General features: G+C 35.0%; 24 protein-coding genes. 9 read left to right on the top strand and 15 right to left on the bottom strand.

Annotated features, from left to right (window positions below; all coding sequences use genetic code 11):
• The first annotated feature begins 59 nt into the window (after positions 1-59).
• Entirely contained in the window at positions 60-902 is an 843-nt protein-coding gene (locus tag FG384_RS00275) for a MurR/RpiR family transcriptional regulator (protein WP_142640566.1), read from the top strand.
• A 17-nt stretch (positions 903-919) separates the two neighbouring features.
• Complete coding sequence (locus FG384_RS00270; protein ID WP_142640565.1) at positions 920-2,032, top strand: M20 peptidase aminoacylase family protein; 1,113 nt, start codon at positions 920-922, stop codon at positions 2,030-2,032.
• A 65-nt stretch (positions 2,033-2,097) separates the two neighbouring features.
• Here FG384_RS00270 and menC read toward each other — a convergent pair whose 3' ends face one another.
• Genes menC through FG384_RS00240 form a run of 6 tightly spaced genes read right to left on the bottom strand, consistent with a single transcriptional unit; the run spans position 2,098 to position 8,733 of the window.
• The gene (menC, locus tag FG384_RS00265) at positions 2,098-3,228 is read right to left on the bottom strand and encodes an o-succinylbenzoate synthase (protein ID WP_142640564.1); all 1,131 of its coding nucleotides are present in this window, start codon (positions 3,226-3,228) and stop codon (positions 2,098-2,100) included.
• Positions 3,229-3,246: 18 nt separating this feature from the next.
• A complete protein-coding gene (locus FG384_RS00260) occupies positions 3,247-4,257 on the bottom strand; it encodes an ABC transporter ATP-binding protein (protein ID WP_142640563.1) in 1,011 nt (336 codons plus the stop codon).
• Complete coding sequence (locus FG384_RS00255; RefSeq protein ID WP_142640562.1) at positions 4,220-5,251, bottom strand: ABC transporter ATP-binding protein; 1,032 nt, start codon at positions 5,249-5,251, stop codon at positions 4,220-4,222. The genes FG384_RS00260 and FG384_RS00255 overlap by 38 nt, the downstream gene beginning before the upstream one ends.
• Before the next feature lie 19 nt (positions 5,252-5,270).
• Entirely contained in the window at positions 5,271-6,158 is an 888-nt protein-coding gene (locus FG384_RS00250; protein ID WP_142640967.1) for an ABC transporter permease, read from the bottom strand.
• Positions 6,159-6,187: 29 nt separating this feature from the next.
• Positions 6,188-7,138, bottom strand: coding sequence for an ABC transporter permease (locus FG384_RS00245; RefSeq protein WP_142640561.1), 951 nt, complete (start codon positions 7,136-7,138; stop codon positions 6,188-6,190).
• Between the two features lie 32 nt (positions 7,139-7,170).
• A complete protein-coding gene (locus FG384_RS00240) occupies positions 7,171-8,733 on the bottom strand; it encodes an ABC transporter substrate-binding protein (RefSeq protein WP_142640560.1) in 1,563 nt (520 codons plus the stop codon).
• Positions 8,734-8,986: 253 nt separating this feature from the next.
• On the opposite strand from FG384_RS00240, the gene FG384_RS00235 reads away from it, so the two are divergent.
• Positions 8,987-10,156: a PstS family phosphate ABC transporter substrate-binding protein gene (locus tag FG384_RS00235; RefSeq protein ID WP_142640559.1), complete on the top strand. Its 1,170-nt coding sequence runs from the start codon at positions 8,987-8,989 to the stop codon at positions 10,154-10,156.
• Between the two features lie 169 nt (positions 10,157-10,325).
• Here FG384_RS00235 and FG384_RS00230 read toward each other — a convergent pair whose 3' ends face one another.
• The 6 genes from FG384_RS00230 to FG384_RS00205 all read right to left on the bottom strand — a co-directional run bounded on the left by FG384_RS00230 (position 10,326) and on the right by FG384_RS00205 (position 14,520).
• On the bottom strand, positions 10,326-10,736 hold the full coding sequence (locus FG384_RS00230; RefSeq protein ID WP_142640558.1) for a DUF3021 domain-containing protein: 411 nt from the start codon (positions 10,734-10,736) through the stop codon (positions 10,326-10,328).
• Positions 10,733-11,191: a LytTR family DNA-binding domain-containing protein gene (locus FG384_RS00225; RefSeq protein WP_142640557.1), complete on the bottom strand. Its 459-nt coding sequence runs from the start codon at positions 11,189-11,191 to the stop codon at positions 10,733-10,735. The genes FG384_RS00230 and FG384_RS00225 overlap by 4 nt, the downstream gene beginning before the upstream one ends.
• 49 nt (positions 11,192-11,240) lie before the next feature.
• A complete protein-coding gene (locus tag FG384_RS00220; RefSeq protein WP_142640556.1) occupies positions 11,241-11,987 on the bottom strand; it encodes an ABC transporter permease in 747 nt (248 codons plus the stop codon).
• Between the two features lie 12 nt (positions 11,988-11,999).
• Positions 12,000-12,719: an ABC transporter ATP-binding protein gene (locus FG384_RS00215; RefSeq protein ID WP_240793302.1), complete on the bottom strand. Its 720-nt coding sequence runs from the start codon at positions 12,717-12,719 to the stop codon at positions 12,000-12,002.
• A 188-nt stretch (positions 12,720-12,907) separates the two neighbouring features.
• A complete protein-coding gene (gene bioB, locus FG384_RS00210; protein ID WP_142640554.1) occupies positions 12,908-13,921 on the bottom strand; it encodes a biotin synthase BioB in 1,014 nt (337 codons plus the stop codon).
• Positions 13,918-14,520: a biotin transporter BioY gene (locus FG384_RS00205; RefSeq protein ID WP_240793301.1), complete on the bottom strand. Its 603-nt coding sequence runs from the start codon at positions 14,518-14,520 to the stop codon at positions 13,918-13,920. Before FG384_RS00205 ends, bioB begins: the two co-directional genes overlap by 4 nt.
• Before the next feature lie 799 nt (positions 14,521-15,319).
• Between FG384_RS00205 and FG384_RS00200 the strand changes: the two genes are divergently transcribed.
• The 4 genes from FG384_RS00200 (at position 15,320) to FG384_RS00185 (ending at position 19,198) form a co-directional block, all read left to right on the top strand.
• The gene (locus tag FG384_RS00200) at positions 15,320-16,147 is read left to right on the top strand and encodes an alpha/beta fold hydrolase (RefSeq protein ID WP_142640553.1); all 828 of its coding nucleotides are present in this window, start codon (positions 15,320-15,322) and stop codon (positions 16,145-16,147) included.
• Between the two features lie 126 nt (positions 16,148-16,273).
• The gene (gene pcp, locus FG384_RS00195) at positions 16,274-16,879 is read left to right on the top strand and encodes a pyroglutamyl-peptidase I (protein WP_142640552.1); all 606 of its coding nucleotides are present in this window, start codon (positions 16,274-16,276) and stop codon (positions 16,877-16,879) included.
• A 327-nt stretch (positions 16,880-17,206) separates the two neighbouring features.
• The gene (locus tag FG384_RS00190; protein WP_142640965.1) at positions 17,207-18,595 is read left to right on the top strand and encodes a plasmid pRiA4b ORF-3 family protein; all 1,389 of its coding nucleotides are present in this window, start codon (positions 17,207-17,209) and stop codon (positions 18,593-18,595) included.
• 87 nt (positions 18,596-18,682) lie between these two features.
• Positions 18,683-19,198 (top strand): hypothetical protein, encoded by a 516-nt coding sequence (locus tag FG384_RS00185; RefSeq protein ID WP_142640551.1) that lies wholly within the window; start codon positions 18,683-18,685, stop codon positions 19,196-19,198.
• 335 nt (positions 19,199-19,533) lie between these two features.
• Here the strand turns inward: FG384_RS00185 and FG384_RS00180 are convergent, their stop codons facing one another.
• Positions 19,534-19,860, bottom strand: a complete 327-nt coding sequence (locus FG384_RS00180; RefSeq protein WP_142640550.1) for a nucleoside triphosphate pyrophosphohydrolase — start codon at positions 19,858-19,860, stop codon at positions 19,534-19,536.
• A 241-nt stretch (positions 19,861-20,101) separates the two neighbouring features.
• The gene (locus tag FG384_RS20085; protein ID WP_240793300.1) at positions 20,102-20,209 is read right to left on the bottom strand and encodes a putative holin-like toxin; all 108 of its coding nucleotides are present in this window, start codon (positions 20,207-20,209) and stop codon (positions 20,102-20,104) included.
• A gap of 339 nt (positions 20,210-20,548) precedes the next feature.
• Between FG384_RS20085 and FG384_RS00175 the strand changes: the two genes are divergently transcribed.
• Together FG384_RS00175 and FG384_RS00170 are read left to right on the top strand one after the other, a co-directional pair.
• Positions 20,549-20,989, top strand: a complete 441-nt coding sequence (locus FG384_RS00175; RefSeq protein WP_142640549.1) for an Lrp/AsnC family transcriptional regulator — start codon at positions 20,549-20,551, stop codon at positions 20,987-20,989.
• A gap of 11 nt (positions 20,990-21,000) precedes the next feature.
• Positions 21,001-21,606 carry a LysE/ArgO family amino acid transporter gene (locus FG384_RS00170; RefSeq protein WP_142640548.1) on the top strand — a complete coding sequence of 202 codons (606 nt, stop codon included), beginning with the start codon at positions 21,001-21,003 and terminating at the stop codon, positions 21,604-21,606.
• Positions 21,607-21,988: 382 nt separating this feature from the next.
• Here the strand turns inward: FG384_RS00170 and FG384_RS00165 are convergent, their stop codons facing one another.
• The gene (locus tag FG384_RS00165) at positions 21,989-22,588 is read right to left on the bottom strand and encodes a TetR/AcrR family transcriptional regulator (protein WP_142640547.1); all 600 of its coding nucleotides are present in this window, start codon (positions 22,586-22,588) and stop codon (positions 21,989-21,991) included.
• Between the last annotated feature and the right edge of the window lie 311 nt (positions 22,589-22,899).

Below are 22,899 nucleotides of genomic sequence, written 5' to 3'. Positions count from 1 at the left end.
GAAATACTTAAAAAAAATAAAAATAAAAGTGAATCCTTCAAAAAGGAGAACCAAATCCTATGTATGAATATGAAACTAGAATAAAAGATAATTTTAGCGACCTGTCTAATAGCTTAAAAAAGGTTGCCGAACTATTAAAAGAACATCCTTTTGTTTTCGCATCCAATTCAGCAGAAAAGATTGGAAAGATTATTGGTGTAAGTGAAACAAGCGTAATTCGTCTTGCATATTCTATCGGATATAAGAGCTTTTTAGAATTACAAAAAGAAGTGAGAGCTTCTGTATTTGAGATGAAATCAACGATATTAGATTATGATTCGAACGCAGAATCTGCACAGCAAGAATCTACGGTATTTGAGCAGGTTATGCTTAGAGATCAAGTAAATATTAGAAGGACAACTCAATCTTTAAATGAATCTAATTTTAACGAAGCAGTAAATAAAATATATAATGCTAAACAAGTAGTTGTTGTTGGAAACGGAGCTTCATTTGGACTAGCTCATTGGTTTTGTTTCACTTTGAATACAATAAGGGGGACTTGCAAATTAATTAATTTAAATATGGACGACTACTTTTCTTTACAACAACTAGACGAGGAATGTGTACTAATCGCTTTTTCATTTAGTCGATACATGGTACAAACATTACATGTAGCGGAAGAGTTAAAGAGGAAAAATGTATTTGTGATTGGAATTACGGATTCCGAAATCTCTCCAATTGCAGAGCATTCAAATTTATTGTTTTCAACTAAACTGGCATATATGTCTACGTTAGATTCTGCACCGGTAGTTACATCCTTTTTAAATGCACTACTAGCAGGTATCATCATAAAAGACGCAGACAAGTATAAAAAACAAAAAGCAACTTATGAACAAACATATAGTAAATTATTTTTCAATTAAATAGAGGAGGAATAACAGTGGTTAGCATATTGGAAGTAGAGAAAGATATTAAAGAAATTTTTTCTTATTTACATGAACATCCTGAAACAAGCTGGAATGAAGTACATACTACAAAATACATTAAAGAACTACTTGAAAAAGAAGGATGTAGAGTTACGAGTTTCAATGATTGTACTGGCTTATTCGCAGAAATTGGAGCTGGTAGCCCTGTAGTTGCTATTCGTGCTGACATGGATGCACTTTGGCAAGAAGTAGATGGAGTATTTAGAGCAAATCATTCTTGTGGACATGATGCTCATATGACTATGGTTATTGGAGCGATTCGTCTACTTTTGGCCACCAAATTTAACGGTAAAATACGTTTTATTTTTCAACCAGCTGAAGAAAAAGGAAATGGTGCTTTAAAAATGGTGGAAAAAGGTGCTGTTGATGATGTAAATTATCTATTTGGCATTCATTTAAGACCTATTCAAGAGTTACCATCAGGCAAGGCTTCTCCAACAATTGTACATGGAGCAGGATGTTTTATGCATGCAGTCATTACTGGTGATGATAGTCATGGTGCTAGACCTCATCTAACATCTAATGCGGTTGATGTGATAACTTCCATAAATCATTTAATTAAATTCATCAATGTAGATCCTCAAGTACCATCATCCATTAAAATTACTTCAGTGCAAGCTGGAGGGGACAATAAAAATATTATTCCTGGGAATGGAAATTTTAGTATTGATATGCGTGCACAAAATAATGAAACAATGGCTATTTTGAAAGAAAAAGCACTTAAAGTATTTCATGATGTTGAACGTTTATATAATACTAAAATTGAATACTATTTTGAATCGGAATTACCCGCTGCTATTGTTAACGAAGATGCACAAGATATAATGGGGAAAGCTATCAGTCATGTATTAGGAAGAGAAAATTGCACACAACCACTTGTAACTTCTGGAGGAGACGACTTTCATTTCTATACGATTAAAAAACCTGAACTGAAAGCAACTATGATTGGATTAGGGTGTGATTTAGAACCTGGGCTTCATCATCCTAAAATGACATTTAATCACGACATGCTCATGACAGGATCGGAAATTTTGAAGGAAGCTGCACTTATTGCACTAAGTAAATAATGAAAAAGAGGGTTTTATATGGAAAAAACTACCTAATAATGTTAGGTAGTTTTTTTGCATGTAATTTAGTTAGAAGGTATTAAAGAATCTATCGTAAACTCGTTTGTTTCAAGTGTAAATTCCTCTAAAGTATCTAAGTCGACTTCATAACCCATACCAGGAGTAGTAGGGACTTGAATATGTCCTTCCTCATTCATCGTTATCTCTGGTTTAATAATATCTTTTACCCAGTAACGAGTAGAAGGGGCAGTATCTCCAGGAATAGTAAAGTTCGAAAGGGAAGTGATGGCTACATTATGCGCTCTTCCTATTCCGGATTCTAACATGCCTCCACACCACACAGGTATATTATTTTGAAGGCAAAGGTTATGAATTTTAATAGATTCTGAAATACCACCTACACGACCAATTTTAATGTTAATAATTTTACAGCTACCGAGCTCAATTGCTTTTCGTGCATCTTCTACAGAATGAATACTTTCATCCAAACATATAGGAGTTTTGATGGCATTTTGTAAAACAGCATGATCTACAATATCATCATGTGCTAAAGGTTGTTCAATCATGATTAAGTTCAAATCATCCATTTCTTTGAATAATTCTATATCATCTAATGTGTAAGCCGAGTTAGCATCTGCCATTACTGGGATATCACCAAATTTTTCACGCACACTTCGTAAATATTCTATGTCTTTTCCAGGCATAATTTTAATCTTAATTTTTTTAAAGCCTTGTTTTAATGACTCTTCTACTTTATTTAGAAGATCTTCTTTCGTTTCTTGAATTCCAATACTTACGCCAACAGTGATTTCTGATTTTTGACCGCCTATAACTTCTGCTAGTGACTTGTTTTGTGTTTTTGCATAAAGGTCCCAAAGTGCACCCTCAATTGCCGATTTAGCCATATTATTTCTGCGGATACGACTGAATAGCTTATTTACATCATCAGGATGTTGAACATCTTTTCCTAAGATAAGTGGTAACAGGAATTCTTTTATAATAGAAAAAGCAGTTGAAACTGTTTCTTCACTGTAATAAGGATTGGAGCTAACAACACATTCACCGTATCCAACATGATCTCCGCTGTATATTTCAGTGATAAGAAATAACCGTTCTTGCAGTGTTCCGAAACTAGTTTGGAAAGGGAATTTTAGATCCATTTTCATTTTTCGAATAACCACTTTTTCAATTAGCATTTAATTACCTCCAAGTTTTTAATAAAGATGGCAAGCCACTTTGTGTTCTAAGTCTAGCGTTTTCATTATTGGTTCATCTTGTTTACAGACATCCATTGCAAAAGGGCATCTTGTGTGGAATACACAACCACTAGGTGGATTTACTGGAGACGGTATTTCGCCAATTAGTTTAATCTTTTCTCTTTTTACAAATGGATTGGGCACAGGTATTGCAGATAGTAGTGCTTTCGTATAAGGGTGTAAAGGATTAGTATATAACTCATCAGTAGGAGATTCCTCTACCAATTTTCCAAGATACATAACTCCAATTCGATCAGAAATATGACGTACAACACCGAGGTCATGAGAAATAAACAAATAGGTTAAATTAAACTCTTGTTGAATATCTTCTAATAAATTTAGCACTTGTGATTGGATAGATACATCTAGTGCTGATACTGGTTCATCGCATATGATGATGCTCGGATTTATGATTAATGCTCTTGCTAGTCCAATACGTTGTCTTTGACCACCTGAAAACTCATGAGGAAAACGGTAATAATGCTCTCTTTGAAAACCAACTTTATTTAAAATGTTCATTACTTGTTCTGTTCGTTCTTTTTTGTTTCCCATTTTATGAATTTTTAGTGTTTCTTCTAGTATAGTTCCAACGCGTTTTCGGGGGTTTAATGATGAATAAGGGTCTTGGAAAACCATTTGTAATTCTCGTCGAATATTTCTTAAATCGTTTCCTTTTAACTTGTTGATATTTTGTCCATCATAAATTACTTCCCCTTCAGTAGGTTCGAGTAGTCTTAAAATTGTACGTCCAGTTGTACTTTTTCCACAGCCAGACTCACCAACTAGCCCGTAAGTTTCACCTTTAATAAGACTGAAAGAGACATCATTTACTGCTTTCACTTGTGAAACCGTATTATTTAAAGATCCAGTAATAGGAAAATATTTTTTAAGATTTTTCACTTCTAAAATGACATCATTAGATGCTTCTGTTTTAGGAGTTGACTGTTTGAGACTCATTTCTAATACCATTCAACCCACCCCTTTTTTCTTGAATATCTTTGAAATGCCAACAACGTACTTTTAGGTCATTTTCATAAGACTCTAATTGAGGCATCTTGTCTCTACATAATTCGGTTGCAAACTCACAACGAGGTGCAAAACGACAGCCTTTTGGGATTTGTGTTAAAGTTGGCACTTTACCTTCTATAACATATAGCTTTTCATCTCGAGGTCCTTCAATATGTGGGATAGATTTTAAAAGCCCTTGGGTATATGGATGAAGAGGGGAGGAAAAAATAGACTCCACAGAAGCTTCTTCAATTACTTGACCCAAATACATAACTACAACTTTTGTACAAACTTCAGCAACAACACCTAAATCATGTGTAATCATAATGGTACCCATATTAAATTCATCTTTTAGCTCATTAATTAAATCTAATATTTGAGATTGAGTTGTCACGTCTAGTGCAGTTGTAGGTTCGTCTGCGATTAACAATTTTGGTTTACATGAAAGAGCCATTGCAATCATGACACGCTGTCTCATCCCCCCGGAAAGTTCATGTGGATATTCATTCACTCTTTTTTCAGGGAGTGGAATACCCGTTAACTTAAGCATTTCAACAGCTTTTACTTCGGCTTCTTTCTTCGTTAAATTTTGATGAAGTAGTAATGCTTCAACTATTTGATTACCAACTGTATAAACTGGATTTAAGGAACTCATTGGGTCTTGGAAAATCATAGAAATATCATTGCCACGAAGTTTTTGTAATTCGCTATAACTAAACTTTAGAATGTCTTTTTCTTCAAAAAGAATATTACCTTCGTAATGTGTATGTTTTTCATTTAAGAGGCGAAGAATAGACTCTGCAGTTACACTTTTACCACAACCGGATTCTCCTACAACTCCTACAGTTTCCCCTTGCTTGACAGAAAAAGACACATCATCAACAGCTGTGACAGTCCCATTCTCCGTATCAAAATGGACCTTTAAATTTTTTACTTCTAAAAGTAATTCGGACATTGTATCACCACGCAGTTTCTTATTTTTTTGCCTTATTATTATGTGGGTCTAATAAATCCCTAAGTCCGTCACCAAATAGATTGAGCCCAAAAACGGTAAGCATAATTGCGATACCAGGGAAAAGAGTCATCCACCAAGCATTAAATATTACAGTTTTTCCATCATATAATAAGTTCCCCCAGCTTGGATCAGGCGCTGGAATCCCAGCTCCTAAGAAACTTAATGCAGCTTCAATGATAATTGAATCAGCAAAAATAAAAGTTGCTTGGACAATTAGAGGAGATAAAACGTTTGGTGCAATGTTTAACCAAATAATTCGAGAGGAGCTCGCCCCTTGTGCTCGTAAAGCCTCCACATAAGTTTGTTCCTTTACTACTAATACAGCAGAACGAACTGTTCTAGCTACAGAAGGAGTGAAAACAATGGTAAGTGCAATTATTACGTTTTCTAATCTTGGTCCAAGTGAAGCCATAATTGCAATTGCTAATAAAATTGCTGGAAAAGCCATTAGACCATCTGAAATTCGCATCAATACTCCGTCTAATTTTTTAAAATATGCGGAGTAAAGACCAATAATCATTCCTAAGATAGAGGTAATAATAGCAACTGCAAAGCCAATCATAAGTGAAACCCTTGCACCGTGTACTACCCTACTAAATAAATCTCTACCATAGTTGTCTGTTCCAAAGAAATGCTCTCCACCTGGTGCTTTAAGTCTTTTCATTGCATCTAATTCATATGGCGTAAAAGAAGTAAAGAAAGGAGCAATAATCGCTAGTAAAATAATGACGATCATTATGATTGAGCCAGATAGTGCAAGTTTATTCGAAAGAAATCGTTTCACTAAAAGATTTCTATGCTTCTTTTTCATGTCACTCTTCAAAACATTAAGCTGTTCTTCAGTCATTACGTTTTGCACTTTTTGTCAACTCCTTTCTATTTTCTACCCAATCGAACACGTGGATCGATAACGCCGTATAGTAAGTCGATGACCAAATTTATCAGTACATAACTCACAGCTATTAACATAACGGAACCTTGTATGACAGCGAAGTCACGTCGTTCAACGGAGTTAATGATTAGTTGTCCAATACCTGGAATGTTAAAAACTGTTTCAACAACAGCAGCACCTGCAACAAGTGTCCCAAATGTTTGTCCAATAATTGTAAGAATAGGAATAAAAGCATTTCTTAATGTATGTTTAATTACAATAATAGTTTCTTTTACACCTTTTGAACGTGCGGTTTTAATATAGTTTGCATTTAATACATCTAGCATGGAAGAACGTGTCATTCTTGCGATAAGTGCGGCTTGCATGGAGCCAAGTGCAATTGCAGGAAGGATTAAGTATTTGATATGGTTGACTAGTCCAGCATCAATTGGCTTATATCCAGCAACAGGTAGCCATTTTAGTTCAACACCAATCAATAAAATTAAGAATAAACCTAGTAGAAAACTTGGAACTGAAATACCTAGTAAAGAGATTCCCATAAAAGTTTGGTCCAAGATGGACCCTCGAAACTTTGCAGCAAGAACGCCGAGAGGTATAGCAACTACAATTGCGAGAACTTGAGCCATGATCGCTAGGGAAAGAGTAGGTCCCAAATGTTCAAAAAAAGCTTGTGAAACTGGCTGTTTCATAAAAATGGAAGTACCGAAATCTCCTTGAAGTACATTACCAAACCAAGATATAAATTGTTCGATTGGCGGTTTGTTTAAGCCGAGCTCTTCTCTGAGCTCGGCAACCTCCTCAGGGGATGCTTCGGGTCCTAAAATTACAGCAGCAGGATCACCCGGTGTTATATGCATTAATAGAAACACAACCACAGCTACTACTAGTAAAACTGGGATTAAAGATAATAGACGCTTTAAAATATAGCCTTTCAAGTGATCATCTCCCCGATGATTTATTTCTCATTTTACTTCTTATCAACATTCCATAGGATAATTCCTTGTAAGAAATCCATTCCTTCCACATTAGAACGTAGAGTTGTAATCGTTGTTTTGTTACCAAATTTAATCATTGGTAAATATTCATAGAATTCTTCTTGTAAAGCATCAAAATACTGTTTTGCTTCCTCTTGAGAAGCTGCAGTGTTAATTTTGTTTAATAAATCATCGATAATGGGATCGTTAGTCCAACCTGGCCACTCATTAGAAGAGGCTAGGAATACATACTTATTAGGAATTGGCTCTGTAGGGAAACCAGTTACAAAAATATCGTAAGCAGTTTCATCTGCTCGTTTTTGTAATACAGTAGCCCAATCGTAAATATCTAGCTTTACTTTCATGCCAATACTTTCTAGTTGTTGTTGTACTACTACTGCCGCATTATAGTGATCTTCGTAATCTCGAGTTGAAAGAATTACAATTTCTTCCCCGTTATATCCAGCTTCCTTAAGTAACTCTTTTGCTTTCTCAGGGTCATTTTGATTGTATTGATCTTTACCTGCTTCGCTGTACCATTCCGTTTGTTCTTTGATCATTAATCCATGCTCTAATTCATAAAAGTCTGGACTTGTAAAAGCTGCTGTTAAAATTGCTTCTTCATTTAACGCTGCATTTACAGCTTGACGTGCAACGACATTATCGAATAAACCAGCTTTCTTATTAAATACAACTCCATTAAATCCGTTATGGTCTATGGAATTTTTTACATCACTATTGGACGCAAGTTGCTCTGCATTATCAAAAGAGATTGCATTTGCAATGTCATATTCGCCAGATTGAATACCTGCTAATCTTGTAGATGCATCTGTTACAAATTGAAAGTAAATATCATCAATGAACGCTTCTTTTTTGCCTCCGAGACCACTTGCTGGCTCATCGATTGCTTGATAATCATCGAATTTTGCTAAATGTACATATTGATCAGCTTTCCATTCAACAAGTTTATAAGGACCAGTACCAATAAACTCTGTTAATCCTTCTGCAGTCGCTGATTCAATAGTAGATTTCGGTGCAATGACAGCTGCTTGTCCAGGATCGGCAAGCATATGCAACACAGTAAATTGTGGTTCTTTCATTTCTAGTATTACAGTCTCTTCATCTACTTTAGAAAAAGTAGCATCGGCAAAAGATGTTTTACCTAGTGAAGTTGTTTCAGCCCAACGTGTCATAGAAGCTACAACATCGTCAGCCGTCATAACATCCCCATTATGGAATTTAATATCTTTACGTAATTTGAAAGTAATTGTTTTACCATCTTCACTTTGCTCATATGATTCTGCAAGTAGTGGAGTAATTTCGAAGTTCTTATTTAATGTTAATAATGATTCATACACGTTTCTCATTACATCGCGTGTAGCAACTGCAGTTGTGATAAGTGGATCTAGAGTTGGAGGCTGAGCATTATAGGCTATTTGTAATTCTTTCTTTTCATCAGAATTACTTCCTTCAGAATCTCCATCAGAAGAACATGCCGCTAAAGCTAATACAAGTACAAGTATTAAAGCAAAAAAACTAAATTTATTCTTTTTCATAAATTTCCCCCCATTTTTAAATAATAAAAAGCATAAACTTCATAAAAATTATTTTTGAAGGAAATACTTTAATTTAATTTAACACCCAATTCTAATAATTTCAATAGATTTGAAAATTAAAATTATTATTCATTAAGTTCATAGTTTAATCTCGAAATGATTTCCATTTAGTATGTGTAGAGTGATTTATGAGATGAATGAACTAAAGGATTTCCAACTAATTTGTAGAATTAGGAAGTAGGGGGAGATTCATTTGGAAAAAAAGTCACTTATTGAACCAATTTTATATGCCATTTTTGTTTTAGTTGGCCTGTTTTTCTTAACATTAGTTGTTTTAGCAATAGTGTATATAGCGGGAAAGATACATTTTGTAGGCTTAATTATTACATTAGTAGTTGTTTTATATGTATTTTATGTATTGGGCCTCTTCCATTTTTTCAAAACGAAGAGGCGTAAAGTTGTTTTTGGAAGTATTGCAGGAGCAGCTATTATTGTCAGTTCCATCTATCCAATTTATCATGTATATACGAATTGGATTCCGACAGTGGATGCAGAAGTGAATGTATATGAATATATGCCTTTTTCAGACTCTCTCAAAATTGCAACTTTAGACTATGATTCTACTTGGAAGCCGACAGGGGATTTGCCAAGATTGGACGGAGCAACAGCACTTTATCCACTTTATTCTGCATTTGTGCAAGCGACTTATCCTGAAAGAGAATATAATCCTTATCAAAGTGAAGTTATGGTCAATACAACGCCAGATGCGTATAGCAATCTAATTTTTGGAAAAGTTGATATGATTTTTGCTGCAGCTCCCTCCGAATCGCAACTGAAAACAGCAAAGCAATATGGGGTAGAGCTGAAAATGACACCGATTGGCCGAGAAGCATTCGTCTTTTTCGTCAATCAAAAAAATGCCATCGATGGATTGACGATAGAACAAATTAAAGATATTTACTCTGGCAAAGTGAGGAATTGGAAAGAGGTCGGCGGTGCCAATGAAGAAATACGAGCATTTCAGCGACCAGCAGATAGTGGAAGTCAGTCAGCGTTGGAGAGACTAATGGAAGATACTCCAATTATGAAAGCAGAAACAGAGGATATTGCCTCCGGCATGGGGGGCATTATTCAGGAAGTATCCCAGTATAAAAACTATAAAAATGCGATTGGCTATACGTTCCGATTTTACTCGACTGAAATGGTACAAAACGACAAAATCAAGTTGCTTGAAATAGATGGAGTAGAACCGACGAAGGGTACGATTCGATCTGGATCCTATCCTATTTCATCCGAGTTTTACATCGTAACAGCTGAAACAGACAATCCAAATGTGGAGAAATTCATTGAATGGATCTTGTCTTATCAAGGACAAGAGTTAGTAGAAAAGACTGGTTATGTACCGCTTGTTGGACAATTTTGAATACATACCAAGGGAAAATATACTTCCCTTGGCATTTTTGTTTTAGATGCACTTAGATTGGACAATCAAATGCAATAGTTGGACAATCAAGCTAGAAAGTTGGACAATCAACACGATTAATTGGACAAGCATACACGAAAGTTGGACAATCTATCCTCACATTTCCATTTTAAAGCAATTCGAGCTCTTCATTTAATTTCTTCATTTGACGTCTAAAGTATAAATAGAAAGATGTCCAAATAATAGCGTAAAATATGAGGAAAGTAGCTATTGCTATGAAAAAGCTAGTCAAATCAAATGGAACCCATCCAATTCCCAAAGCGAATATAAAATATAAAATAATGACTGTCACAAAATGCAGTAATGTCTGTTGTGATAATCGTAAATTTGGATTTTCAAAATAGAGAGCACTTACCGTGAAAAACCAACCGCAAAAAATAGAACCTAGTGAGTTTCTCAAAAACATTTGGCTATCTAGCAGTTCTTTCCCACTAAATAGAACGAATACATTCGTAAAAATGACTGCGATAAAAGCTCCAAAGAAAATACCAATCATACTTCTAAATAAGAAGATTTTCATTCGCTTTTCCTCCTGTTCATCTTCAACGCTTCTTTAATTGTATTAACGTAAGTTCGGGAGACATATTCCTTTGTACCCGACTTGAAATATACACAAAGTGTTCCATTAAACGATGCTTCAAAACGACTCATTTCATGAAGATTTGCAATAACAGATTTCGAGAGACGAATGAACTTATTAGGCGGGAGAATTTCTTCTAACTCATATAATTTCTCTTTCAATTTATACGAACCAGTGGAATTTACAGCGAATACACCTTCAGTTTCCGTATGGAAATAGTGAATGTCACTAGGTTTTAAAATATGTTGCATTTCTCCGCTTTTTCCAACGAGGAATTCTGTTTCTCGTCCCTTTATAAAATCAAGAATCTCCTGAACAGAATTATCTAATTCTGGAGTTTCAATCGTTACTTTTGTCTCTTTAAAATCACAATCTATATTTAATGAAACTTTCAATTCCTAACACCCCTCTCCACTTAAGTGTAAACGTTTCAAAGTCAGGGTGCTATCCTATTTTACGCTTATTTTGGAAGCGGAGGATAATGCCGGAAACTATAACGAGTGCTCCAATATATCCAATGGAAATGAGAGTGCTGGTAGTAAAGGTTAACTGCCCATTCCAAACAGCGATGAATAATATATTCATGTGATACATTGGATTGAGATCTGCAATAACCTGGATGAACTTTGGCATCATACTGATTGGCATTGCAAAGCCACCCGTGAAAATCACGACTTGAAAAATAACTATGGAGAACACTAAAGCACTATTCATATTTTTGAAAAAAGAGTAAATTGCAGAAGCAATGATAAGCAACACTGCATTTAGTAAGATAAAAAAACAATAAGAAGCTATTGTCTGAAGTAACTGGAACTGTAAATCATACATCAACAGTCCAATTAAAGAAATAATAAAATAGCCAAGACTTGTAATGATAACAGAGCGGATGATACTAGAAAGCAAAAGCGTATTTTTTGAAACGGGTGAAAGATGAATTCGTTTCTCTACCCCTGTAGTTCGATGTGTCACTTGATCAAATCCGAAAGCAAAAAATACAACAGTGAATGTAATGAGAAGAATGTAAGACGGTGTATACGTTTGCACGTAACTTAGGTTACCAGCATATGTTTGATCTCCAAACAATTGCCCCATGAAAATGTAGGTTGCTGGTGGCACAAAAATTGTGAACACTAAATAAAATATCTCCCTTGAAAACATTAATAAGTCGTATTTTAACTGTGTAGCTAACATGTTGACTCCCCCTTAAATAGATACTTTCGTAAGATAAAATTCATTAATAGATTTGTAACCTGATGTCAGAATGTTTTCGGTAGTATCGAATATTTCATTTACACCATTATTAATGAGCATAACTTTGTCACAATATAGTTCGATTTCATCCATATTATGAGTCGTTAAAATGACCGTGCCACCAGTTCTTTTATTGTAATCTGTAATGTACGACCAAAGAATATTACGCATATGCGGATCTAGTCCAGTAGTAGGCTCATCCAATATTAATAATTTTGGTTCAGATAAAAACGCAATCGCTAAACTTACAATTTGTTTCCAACCACCGGAAAGCTTATCAAAATATTTTTTGCGATGAGGTTCTAATTTGAAATCCGAAATGATTTGTTTAATATCTATGGTTGATTTGTAGTACCCTTTGAATAACTTCAATAATTCTTCTACTTTTAAATTTTTATAAAATTGAGTAGGTTGCAGAACGACTGAAATCTGTTTTCGAACAGACTCTAACTGACTAGTAGAAAGAGACTTTATATTTTCATCTAATACAACGACCGTTCCAGCGTCATATTGTTTGATGGTCATTAGAATTTCAAGGAATGTTGATTTTCCAGCTCCATTTTTCCCAATGACTCCAATCACCTCACCTTCACGTGCTTGAAAATTCAAGCCTTGTAAAACAATGTTCGTTCCATAAGACTTTTTTAAATTATTAACATTAACAATATTCACAGCCAACCCTCCAGTAATTTTCTTTGTAATCAAAGTGTATGTTGTAAGGACATAGAAGTCTGCTGTTTTTCAGTGACTGGCAGCAATTGAAGGGTAAGTTACCAAAAACTGATGGTCACTTACAAGCACCTTTTGATCAAATTCTGTCCAATAAAAAAGACTGCCCATTATTGGACAGCCTTAAAGTATTAATGATGACATGTTTGAAAATGCTCTGCACTTCGAGCAAATGCATCCTTTTCTATAGTAAATCCAAGATCCTCGATCATCTTCAGATCTTTTTCAGCTTCTTGGCCAGAAGTTGTTAAGTAATCCCCTAGGAAAACAGAATTGGCTGCATATAACGCCATCGGTTGCAAAGAACGCAAGTTTAGTTCGCGTCCTCCTGCTATACGTATCTCTTTCGTTGGTAGCATGAAACGGGAAAGTGCCACAATACGTAAACACCACATAGGCGTTATAGGTGTTTTACCTGCAAAGGCAGTTCCTTCGATTGCATGTAAGAAGTTTATCGGTATAGAGTCTGCATTTAAAGAAGAAAGCGAACGCATCATACTAATAATATTTTCTAATGATTCTCCCATTCCAATAATAACTCCGGAACAAGGAGACATTCCAGCCTGTTTCACTTTCTCGACGGTTCCCACTCGATCATCAAAGGAATGCGTGGATACGATGTTATCATGGAATTCAGATGATGTATTTATATTGTGATTATATCGATCAATACCAGCTTCTTTTAACTCTTCCGCCTGGTTATCAGCAAGAATACCGAGACAGCCGCATAATTTAAGTGGTAATGTTTCTTTGATTTCTCGAGCTGCTGCTTTTACAGTTGCTAATTCATGTCTGCTTGGTCCTCTGCCGCTAGCAACAATACAAAACGTTCCAGCTCCAAGTTCTGCTGCACGTTTTGCACCCTTTACAATCTCATCTTTAGTCATCATTCGATATTTCTCAATTGGTGCATTTGATTCGGATGATTGTGAACAATATCGACAGTTTTCAGGGCATAAACCAGATTTCGTGTTGATAAGCATATTTAATTTGACATCGTTTCCATAGAAATGGTGGCGTATTAAATACGCTGCATCTAATTGAGATAGCGTTTCTTTACTATCGGCCTGCAAAAAATCGAGACATTCCTGATTTGTTAGCTGATGTCCATTCAAAACACTTTCTGCTAATGAGTGCCAATTCATCCTATCACCTCATGTTTAATAGTTGTTTTACCTTGTTCCTTTTCAGGAAATGCTCGAAGCACTTTATACGAAATCATAGCGGAAAGAACTGATAAAGCTATATCCTTCGGAAGAGGTACTAGCATGAATGTCCAAGCCATTTTGTAATTAAAGCCTTCTGGAGCATCGAACCAAAACTGATATGCTAAATACATCCAATTAGTTCCAATTAAATAAACAATGACAGTTCCAATAAAAGAAGCGATTAATAGCCCCTTAAATGATTTACTCTTTTCAGAAATTACTCCTGCAATCCAGGCAACAAAAATGAATGCCAGCAAAAAGCCAAAGGTCGGGCTAAGAACGGAGCTAATACCACCACTAAAACGTGCAAACACTGGAATACCAGCAAGTCCTATGAACAAATAGATCGTCATAGCTAGTGGTCCATATTTTTTCCCGAGCAAAGTACCTGCAAGTAAGCTAACTACTGGTTGAAACGTAATAGGAACTCCAGCTATTACGAAAAATGGGAGCAATGACGTAATATTTGCTCCAATCCCCATTAATGCAGCAAACAAAGATGCCAAAATCATTCCATGCAATCGTGATTTAACCATTTACACACCTCTTTCTTTTATTCGTTTTTAATTATATGTATTTTCATTAAATGTGTAAACCTATTATTATTTTAGGTTAACACAAATGAATGATATTATATAGCAGAAAATTGTAAAGAGTGGGATAATATTGATGGGCATGTAATTACGAAACCATTATCACTCGTTTTCATACTGCAGAAAGTAAAAGGACGTCAAGTTATTGTGAATGATGAAGAATAAAAAGGATAGAAATATGACCGCATGAAATGATTTCTCACCGGATAGAAATACTTATGACCACATAAACAAATTACTGACCGTTATTGTCTAATTAGTTAAAGAAGAGTAATAGAAATGCAGACTCAGTGTACGTGCAGAGTCTGTATTTTTGCGCTTTGTGGATATAGCCCGCTAGTTCTTCCTAGTCATCTAATTTAGTACAGTATATACAAAGGTTTTAAGAGGGATAGGACAACATGGTCGCTTATAATGAGTAGTTTGGAGAAGCGTCCGTTCGACTCCTGCGGGAATAGCGAGGCAGACGAGACCCCGCACTGAGCGTAGCAAAGGAGGAGGCTCGACGCTCGCCCGCGGAAAGCGAACGGTAAGCTTCGGAAAACTTACCAAATGTAAATTAGAAGTGTATGGTGGACTTTTTCAGTAGACTCCTAAAAGGGTGCCACGTACTATTCTTAGGAAATTTATGATTCATGACTTGTGGGATGGAATTTTTAAGAAAGTCTTCGAATATGGTGTACATAACGAAGAGTGGACAAAAATTCCTTTATTGCTGCTCTTACTATAAGGGGGTTGGATGATGACAGTGGTGAACGGGAAGTATATTGAAGTAGATTCTGGTGTAGAATTATTTGTTCAAGATGTAGGGCATGGAGACCCTATTATTTTCATACCTGGCTTTACATTTACAACAGAAGTGTTTATTCATCAAGTCGAACATTTCTCTAAGACAAATCGTGTAATTGTTATTGATCCCAGAAGTCATGGACGTTCAACCATTACCTTACAAGGAAATGATTATGTAACACATGGTACGGACTTGGCGGAGGTTATTGATGCATTGGAGTTAAAGAATGTAACGTTAGCGGGCTGGTCGTTCGGATGCTTAACTATTTGGGAGTATCTTAAACAAGAAGGCTATGATAATGTAAAATCCCTTATTTTTATTGATATGTCACCAAAGGCACTGTCAACTAATCATGAAGAGGATTGGGTGGAAGGTCCGCTTAATGACATAGGAACAATTTATAACACTTATTTACGCAATCCAGCAGGACAAAGGGAATTTATCAAGGCATATACAACGAGTGTTATGGTACAACGTGATGTAACAGAGGATGAGTTGAATTGGCTTGCGGAGCAATCTTTAAAAACACCATATTATATTGCATCGAATTTATTCGCTTCTGGCATGTTCTCTGATTATCGTAATGAAGCGAGGGAAGCGTCTGAATTAGTACCAACGCTGACAATTGTTGCAGATCATTGGGCGGATATAGCAACCCGATTCACTCAAAAAATTTCCCCAAAATCCTCCATAGAAGTACTTGGGGGACACCTAATGTTCTGGGAGCATAGTGAGGAATTTAACGAATTGGTAGAAAAGTTTTTGTCTGGAGAAAACTAAGAAAAAGGTATGGATACAGACTCTATAATTTTGAGTCTGTATTTTTATTTTTAGACTGTTGACATGGAGTATGGAGTGATTCCAAAATAAGGATAAGAAGTTGCATACTTTTAAGGAGGTTTAAATATGAAAAAGCTTTTATTAACAGGATTTGAACCATTTTTATCATTCACCGTAAATCCGACGAAGCGTATAGTAGAAGAACTTAATGGACAGGAAATCGGAGGATATCAGATTTTAGGTAGGGTGCTAACAGTTGATTTTGCATCATCTGGAGCTGAACTTTTATCGTACATAGAAGATACAAAGCCAGATGTTGTGATTTCATTGGGTTTAGCGGGAGGAAGATACAAAATCACACCAGAACGTATAGCGATAAACATAAAAGATGGAGCAGCTGATAACAAGGGGCATACTCCACTTGATGAATTTATTAATATAGACGGAGAAGCAGGCTATTTCTCGACCTTACCTATTCGCCAAATGGTTAACAAACTAATGGAAGCAGGATTACCAGCTGAAATATCTAATACAGCTGGAACGTATCTCTGCAACAACGTTATGTACGAATCTTTACACTACGCAAAAACAAACAATCCGGACATGACTGCTGGATTTATCCACATACCAGCTTCACATGAACTAGCAATTCAGCATGGTAAAATACCTAGCTGGTCGCACAGAGATTTGAAGAAAAGTGTGGAGATTTGTATTGGAGTGTTGAGTGAATGATATGTAAACAAAAGGAGTGGGTAATCCCCGACTCCTTCTTTTTACATATGGTAAGCAATTGAAAATGACCTTACTTCAGACCGGTATATTTTCTTTGTACATATCTTTTACGGCTAAATGCATATCTTTTGTTGAATTCCATTGCGCTTGTTAAATCATCAAAAGTCTCTTTCAAGCCCTTAGGAAATTCCATTTCATACAAGTCGTCAATGCTCTCAACTCTTAGAGATTTTCTCAATATGCGCCTTGAAATAAAAAGGGCTACCATAAAATACTCGAAGAAAACTAGTAGATAACGTATGATATAGAAAAAAGAGAAGGTGACTTATGAAAGCTTATATACTAAAACTATTATTTGAAGACATTAAGCCACTTGTTTGGAGACGTGTAATTTTACCGGCAGATGCGACATTTAACCGTCTGCACGAAACAATTCAGTACGTTACGAATTTTCAAAGTGAAATATCTCCGTATCATTCCTTTGGAGTAGAAATTGATGGCAATTATATTACAAATAATGAATCGATTTTAGAAGAATACAAGGGGAAGAACTATGCGGGTCAAACTGTGAAGCAACCAGCACGCATAAAAATCGATTCCTACCTTGAAAAAAGTGGCGAATTTATATACAACTATGATTTTGGGGACGACTGGCGGATTCGCGTAGTGCTTGAAGACACTGTCGAGGATTATTATTTTGGATATCCAACATTACTAGACGGTGAGGGGATGGCACCACCAGAGGACGTGGGAGGTCCACCTGGATATGAAGAGTTTATAAGGGTGTTCCACGATCCGAAACATCCAGATTATTTAACGACTTATGCCTGGGCAGAGCAACAGTTATATTTGCCGTTAGATATCGCTGAGGTGAATGAACATTTAAAATATGTAAAATATAAAAAGACGGAATGGCGACACATTGATCATGACAATTACTTCGTGTTATCGGATAATTATCGTGGTGCAGATTTCATAGATATTGACGTACTGCTTAACAAAGAACTTATAATTCAATATGTCGAAGCTTGTACTAATCTTTATGGGGTGATTGAGTATCCGAAGTTTCTTGAGATTTATAATTCTCAAAACGAGCCTTCTATTTCTAGTAGGGAGTTACGAGCACTCTTAACGGATCCTCATTATACAAAATTACTTGAGAGTAAACATGTGTTTGTACATAGAGAAGCATTGATCCATGAGACAATTGAATATTTTGAGGACTATGCTGAATTTTTTCAGGAAGTTATTGGAAAACCTTTTTATGTGCCTGCAAAAGAGGAGCTATTACGCTACACGGATGAATTCTACTATGAAAAGACAATCCATCAGGAAAAGCTAGCCAACATGCTTAAGAAAGATTTCTTTGGTGGTAGTACACTCACGGTACAAGAAGAAATAGAGGAGTTAGTTTTCCAATTACAAGTTGTGCATACCCAGTTCCAAGAAGTTGTGCAGGATTTTTTAGGACGTTTTGATGTTAAAGATATGAAGCAACTGACTGAATATGTTGGTGCAATCACAATGATTGCGAATACGACGCGCGTTTGGGAAAATAGAGGCCATACACCTACTGAACTTGCACAAATGGAAAAGCATCATTTGAAACCACTACCAACTGCACCGTTCAATGTAATCGAAGGAGGCAAAGTTGGTCGAAACGATCCTTGCCCATGTGGGAGTGGTAAAAAGTATAAGAAGTGTTGCGGAAAATAATACACTAGAAAGAATAGGTACGCATGTTCAACAGGACATGGGTGCCTGGTTTTATATTACAAAGAAATTGTATTCGGAGGAATATGTATGTATGATCCAACCATTTTTGAGAATTTAAAAGTTGCATTTGAAAATCATGTGTATGATTTAGATAATTTAGACGGCAAGATAAAAATTATGAACCGGGTGGATCGAATGGATTTCTCCATTCTTGCGAGAGAGTTTGCCCTTCAATTTGCATTAGTCGATCAGCAAGATGTTACAGTAGAAATCGTATTAAATGCTTCCTTAGAAGAATTGGCAGGAGAGATACTAGAGATGCCTGAAAAAAATCTAGGCTGCTCCTTGTTATTACGATTTCACAAACATGTTCAAAATGTAAGCCTACAGTGTCAAATGATTGAGTCGGCACTAAATGATATATGGGAAGATGAAATCCAGCTAACGCAAACATTGAGCTTCGTGTATGAACAAGAAGCACAAAATTATCTAGATACAATCGAAGTGAAGTTTATTAACAAAATTAATGAGGATCATATGAGCGACATTACAAATTTTCTCGATCATGTTTTAGAAACGTTAGAAGTATTGAATGGCATATAGAGGTTGTCAATGACGGGTAAAAGAAAATACTACCGGATAGAAAAATCCAACCGTAGAGTAAAATTGTGATCGGATAAAAGAATATACGTCCGTAATTGTGACCAGATAAATAAAAATACGATCGAATAGAAATATTTGTAACCTTATAAAAGAAATTATGACCTAATAAATTTATGCACTTAATCCAAGGGTGACAAAGATAAATAATCCAGGAAAGAAACAGTTAGCAACGTTTCTTTCCTGGATTTTCTCGTGTTTCATGGAGATCAGATAGAATAAATCTATTTTCGAGAAGCATCCAGACCGTTTATTTTCCGTATTCGAATAAGAAAAAGTTAATTATCCTCATCTTCTATTAAATAAATTCCTTCTTCAAATCCGCCACGTTTTTCTTTCTTGGCAATACGGATTTTTTCTAGTTCTTCAAAGGTGGCTTTATGTACGGGAAGAGCTGCATGGAGTAGTTCTAAAATATCGGCTAGTTCCTCTAAAGCATCGTGACGGTTAGTTGTTTCGGTAAATTCTTGTACTTCTTCGAATAGTTTTTTCTTAATTTCAGTTAGATGTTCTGATTTATCTAGTATTCGCGATGAAAAATGAGAACCTGATTTTTCAATTACTTGTGGTATTAAATCACGAACAAGTTTGTTATAGACTGGCATTAAAAAAACCTCCCTATTTTTTAGTGAATTAGTGGAAATATTAGGTACTAAAATAAGCTTTTTAGATGAGATAATCATTTAGAATGGGTTGAACACAGAAACAATTCTGTATATAATAAAATTAGAGATATTCAATGAAAAGACTGGATATTGCAGTATCCAGTCTTACAATTGCAAACCGCAGAAAGAGCGGTCGATCCTAAAACTGAAATAACCGTTTATCCTTCTTGCTGAGGAACGGTTATTTCTTTTTTACTAAGAAAATTATTAATGTCACAACAATTGAAAAGGCTGCTAATAGAACAGTGCTTAGCTGTATTAACAAACTGATGGTTTCGTATGCTGTCATTAGCATCAGCTCCTTAAAAGAAGTGACCAACCGCCACACTGATATGCAATTGTAAGTTTATTATAGCACGAAATAGAACTGGTGTTCTAATTTTGTGATGAATATTAAATAAATTATCCAGGCTAGAAACAATCAATATAAGTTTTTAACCTGGATTTTTATATAGAGAAATGTCCTTAAGAATATTTCGTTTCTAACTTTAAAAATGTAGTTAAACGGAATTATTTTAATTAAATGAATAAAATACTTAATTATTTATTGGATATTGTTACACTTATTTATTAATTTTAATGTTTTATTTATAATTAGTTAAAATATAATTTTGGGAGAGAGTAGAAGATGGATATTATTGATGCGAAGATTTTAGAGGCATTGAAACAAAATGGGAGATCTACTGCTTCTGACATTAGCAAAAAAGTGAATCTTTCTGTTCCAGCTGTATCAGAAAGAATAAAAAAATTAGAAGAGGCAAATATTATAGAGCAATATACAATAAAAGTTAATCGAGGGAAGATGGGTTACAAATTATTAGCTATTGTATTTGTGAATATTGACCATACGACTTATATTCAGCAATTCAGGGAGTCGATTATTCAGTTTACCGAAGTGATAGAATGTCATCATATGGCCGGGGAATATGATTATATGTTAAAAGTTCTAATAGAGGATACTGCTGAATTAGAGACTTTTTTAAATGATAAATTAAAATCGATCCGCGGAGTTCAAACGTCAAACACTTTAATCGTTTTATCTACATTAAAAGAAAAATTAAATAGGTAGGAGACTTGCAGATGATTTGGAAAGGATTTCGATTTGGAATGTTACTGCAAATCGCTGTTGGACCTATTTGTCTATTTATTTTTCAGACTGCGGCAACATCCGGATTTGTTGCAGCTGAGATAGGTGTTTTTGGGGTAGCCATTGTAGATGTTATATTCATACTTGCAGCAATCTTTGGTATAGGAGCTATTCTTAATAAAAATAGAAAAACACAAGAAATGGTACGTTATTTTGGAGCAGTCGTTCTTGTTATTTTTGGTTTAAGTAATATAGTTGGTTTTTTTGAAGTTTCACTTTTACCAAGCTTAAGCTTTCTTTCGCAACAAAGTACAGATACTGTTTTTTGGAAAACGCTCGTATTAACTCTTTCTAATCCGTTGACTATTCTTTTTTGGGCGGGGGTTTTTTCAACTAAAATGGTTGATGAAAATCTTCAGAAAAAGGACATGTACTTCTTTGGATTAGGGGCAATTTTGTCTACACTTCTTTTTCTTACGTGTATTTCCATCTTAGGTAGTTTCCTAACTATTTTTTTAGCTGCATCGGTTTTGAAAGTATTAAATTTAATCGTTGGAATAGTATTGGTAGCGTTTGGACTAAAAACCTTTATGAAATGAAACAAATAGCGAAAGTGTTGAATCCATTAGCGCTACTGTATATAATGATAGTAGAAACATACAATAAAAAAAGAACTGGATACGGGAATATCCAGTTCTACAACTGCAAACCGCAGAAACAGCGGTTGGTCCGGTTGAACGTAGAAATAATCGTCCACACCTTACCGGGGGAGGACGGTTATTTCTTTTTTAAAAAGAAAATGATCAATGTCACTACGATTGAAAAAGCTGCTAAAAAAACAGCACTTAACTGGATTAACAAACTAATCGTTTCGTATGTTGTCATTGGCATCACCTCCTTGAAGGAAGTGACCAACCGCCCACCCTGCTATGCAATTGTAAGTTTAATATAACATAAAAAATATATGTTTATCTTCCTTTATTATACTTTTATTCCACCAAGTATTGCTTTTGTAAATTTTCTGCTTTCCTCTATAAGATCATATCCTTCCTCAAATAACTGCCAATCATAAAGAGTTCCTCGCATACAACGAGTGATCAACATAGTTACCTCATTAGATGTAAGTTCATTTGTAATTTCTCCATTTTTTTGTGCTTTCAAAACGATAGAATTAATTATTTTATATAATTTTCGATCTGTGTTTGTAAAAAAGTTGTTTTCAGTTTGTGTAAGTCCGCTCATATATACTGTCCTCATAAGATCCTTACCTAATTCATCACGTAAATAAATCATTTGTGATTCTATTAAACGAAGTATTTTTTCTTGAAACGATAAACTTATAGGAAGGTTCTCAAAAAAATCTGCGTAAAAATCATCTATTTCTTTAAATTTTTCAAGGAAGACATCATATTTGGAAGGGAAATGAACATAAAAGGATCCTTTTGACATACCACTTTTTTTTACGATTTCATCGACTGTTACACGATCGAAACCCTTTTTACTGAAGAGTTCCAAAGCAGTTTCTTGTATTTTCTTCTTTGTTTCCTTTGCTTGTCTTTGTCTTAGTGTTAATTGTTCCATTTCTATTCCCCTTTAAACACTATATATAAAAGTATAGTGTGCATAGTAATTAACTCACAATGTTTAAACTGAATAAAGGTAATATTCTAAAAATATTGAAAATTAAATTGACATACAAAAAAAGCTAATTTAATATAATGACTATAGTCAATGACTATGGTCATTTTGATGATGCTATCGAGATTTTCCATATAGATTAAAGATACATCTTCATTTAATTTTATATACAACTTTGGATGACTGTAGTCATTATTTTTATTATACCAAATGTAAGCGCTTTTTTTATTGAGGTAAGTATGTTGAGAAGGAAG

Source organism: Psychrobacillus vulpis (assembly GCF_006861825.1).
GTDB classification, from domain to species: Bacteria; Bacillota; Bacilli; order Bacillales_A; family Planococcaceae; genus Psychrobacillus; species Psychrobacillus vulpis.
Note: the sequence above shows the minus strand (reverse complement) of the source record. Positions and strands in the feature narration are given on the sequence as shown.

Bases quoted from the DNA above. Each gene is read 5' to 3' on its own strand.
- FG384_RS00275 (WP_142640566.1), top strand. From the start codon at position 60: ATGTATGAATATGAAACTAGAATAAAAGATAATTTTAGCGACCTGTCT.
- menC (WP_142640564.1), bottom strand. From the start codon at position 3,228: ATGCTAATTGAAAAAGTGGTTATTCGAAAAATGAAAATGGATCTAAAA.
- FG384_RS00260 (WP_142640563.1), bottom strand. From the start codon at position 4,257: ATGGTATTAGAAATGAGTCTCAAACAGTCAACTCCTAAAACAGAAGCA.
- FG384_RS00255 (WP_142640562.1), bottom strand. From the start codon at position 5,251: ATGTCCGAATTACTTTTAGAAGTAAAAAATTTAAAGGTCCATTTTGAT.
- FG384_RS00250 (WP_142640967.1), bottom strand. From the start codon at position 6,158: ATGACTGAAGAACAGCTTAATGTTTTGAAGAGTGACATGAAAAAGAAG.
- FG384_RS00240 (WP_142640560.1), bottom strand. From the start codon at position 8,733: ATGAAAAAGAATAAATTTAGTTTTTTTGCTTTAATACTTGTACTTGTA.
- FG384_RS00230 (WP_142640558.1), bottom strand. From the start codon at position 10,736: ATGAAAATCTTCTTATTTAGAAGTATGATTGGTATTTTCTTTGGAGCT.
- FG384_RS00220 (WP_142640556.1), bottom strand. From the start codon at position 11,987: ATGTTAGCTACACAGTTAAAATACGACTTATTAATGTTTTCAAGGGAG.
- bioB (WP_142640554.1), bottom strand. From the start codon at position 13,921: ATGAATTGGCACTCATTAGCAGAAAGTGTTTTGAATGGACATCAGCTA.
- FG384_RS00205 (WP_240793301.1), bottom strand. From the start codon at position 14,520: ATGGTTAAATCACGATTGCATGGAATGATTTTGGCATCTTTGTTTGCT.
- FG384_RS00200 (WP_142640553.1), top strand. From the start codon at position 15,320: ATGACAGTGGTGAACGGGAAGTATATTGAAGTAGATTCTGGTGTAGAA.
- pcp (WP_142640552.1), top strand. From the start codon at position 16,274: ATGAAAAAGCTTTTATTAACAGGATTTGAACCATTTTTATCATTCACC.
- FG384_RS00190 (WP_142640965.1), top strand. From the start codon at position 17,207: ATGAAAGCTTATATACTAAAACTATTATTTGAAGACATTAAGCCACTT.
- FG384_RS00185 (WP_142640551.1), top strand. From the start codon at position 18,683: ATGTATGATCCAACCATTTTTGAGAATTTAAAAGTTGCATTTGAAAAT.
- FG384_RS00180 (WP_142640550.1), bottom strand. From the start codon at position 19,860: ATGCCAGTCTATAACAAACTTGTTCGTGATTTAATACCACAAGTAATT.
- FG384_RS20085 (WP_240793300.1), bottom strand. From the start codon at position 20,209: ATGACAGCATACGAAACCATCAGTTTGTTAATACAGCTAAGCACTGTT.
- FG384_RS00175 (WP_142640549.1), top strand. From the start codon at position 20,549: ATGGATATTATTGATGCGAAGATTTTAGAGGCATTGAAACAAAATGGG.
- FG384_RS00170 (WP_142640548.1), top strand. From the start codon at position 21,001: ATGATTTGGAAAGGATTTCGATTTGGAATGTTACTGCAAATCGCTGTT.
- FG384_RS00165 (WP_142640547.1), bottom strand. From the start codon at position 22,588: ATGGAACAATTAACACTAAGACAAAGACAAGCAAAGGAAACAAAGAAG.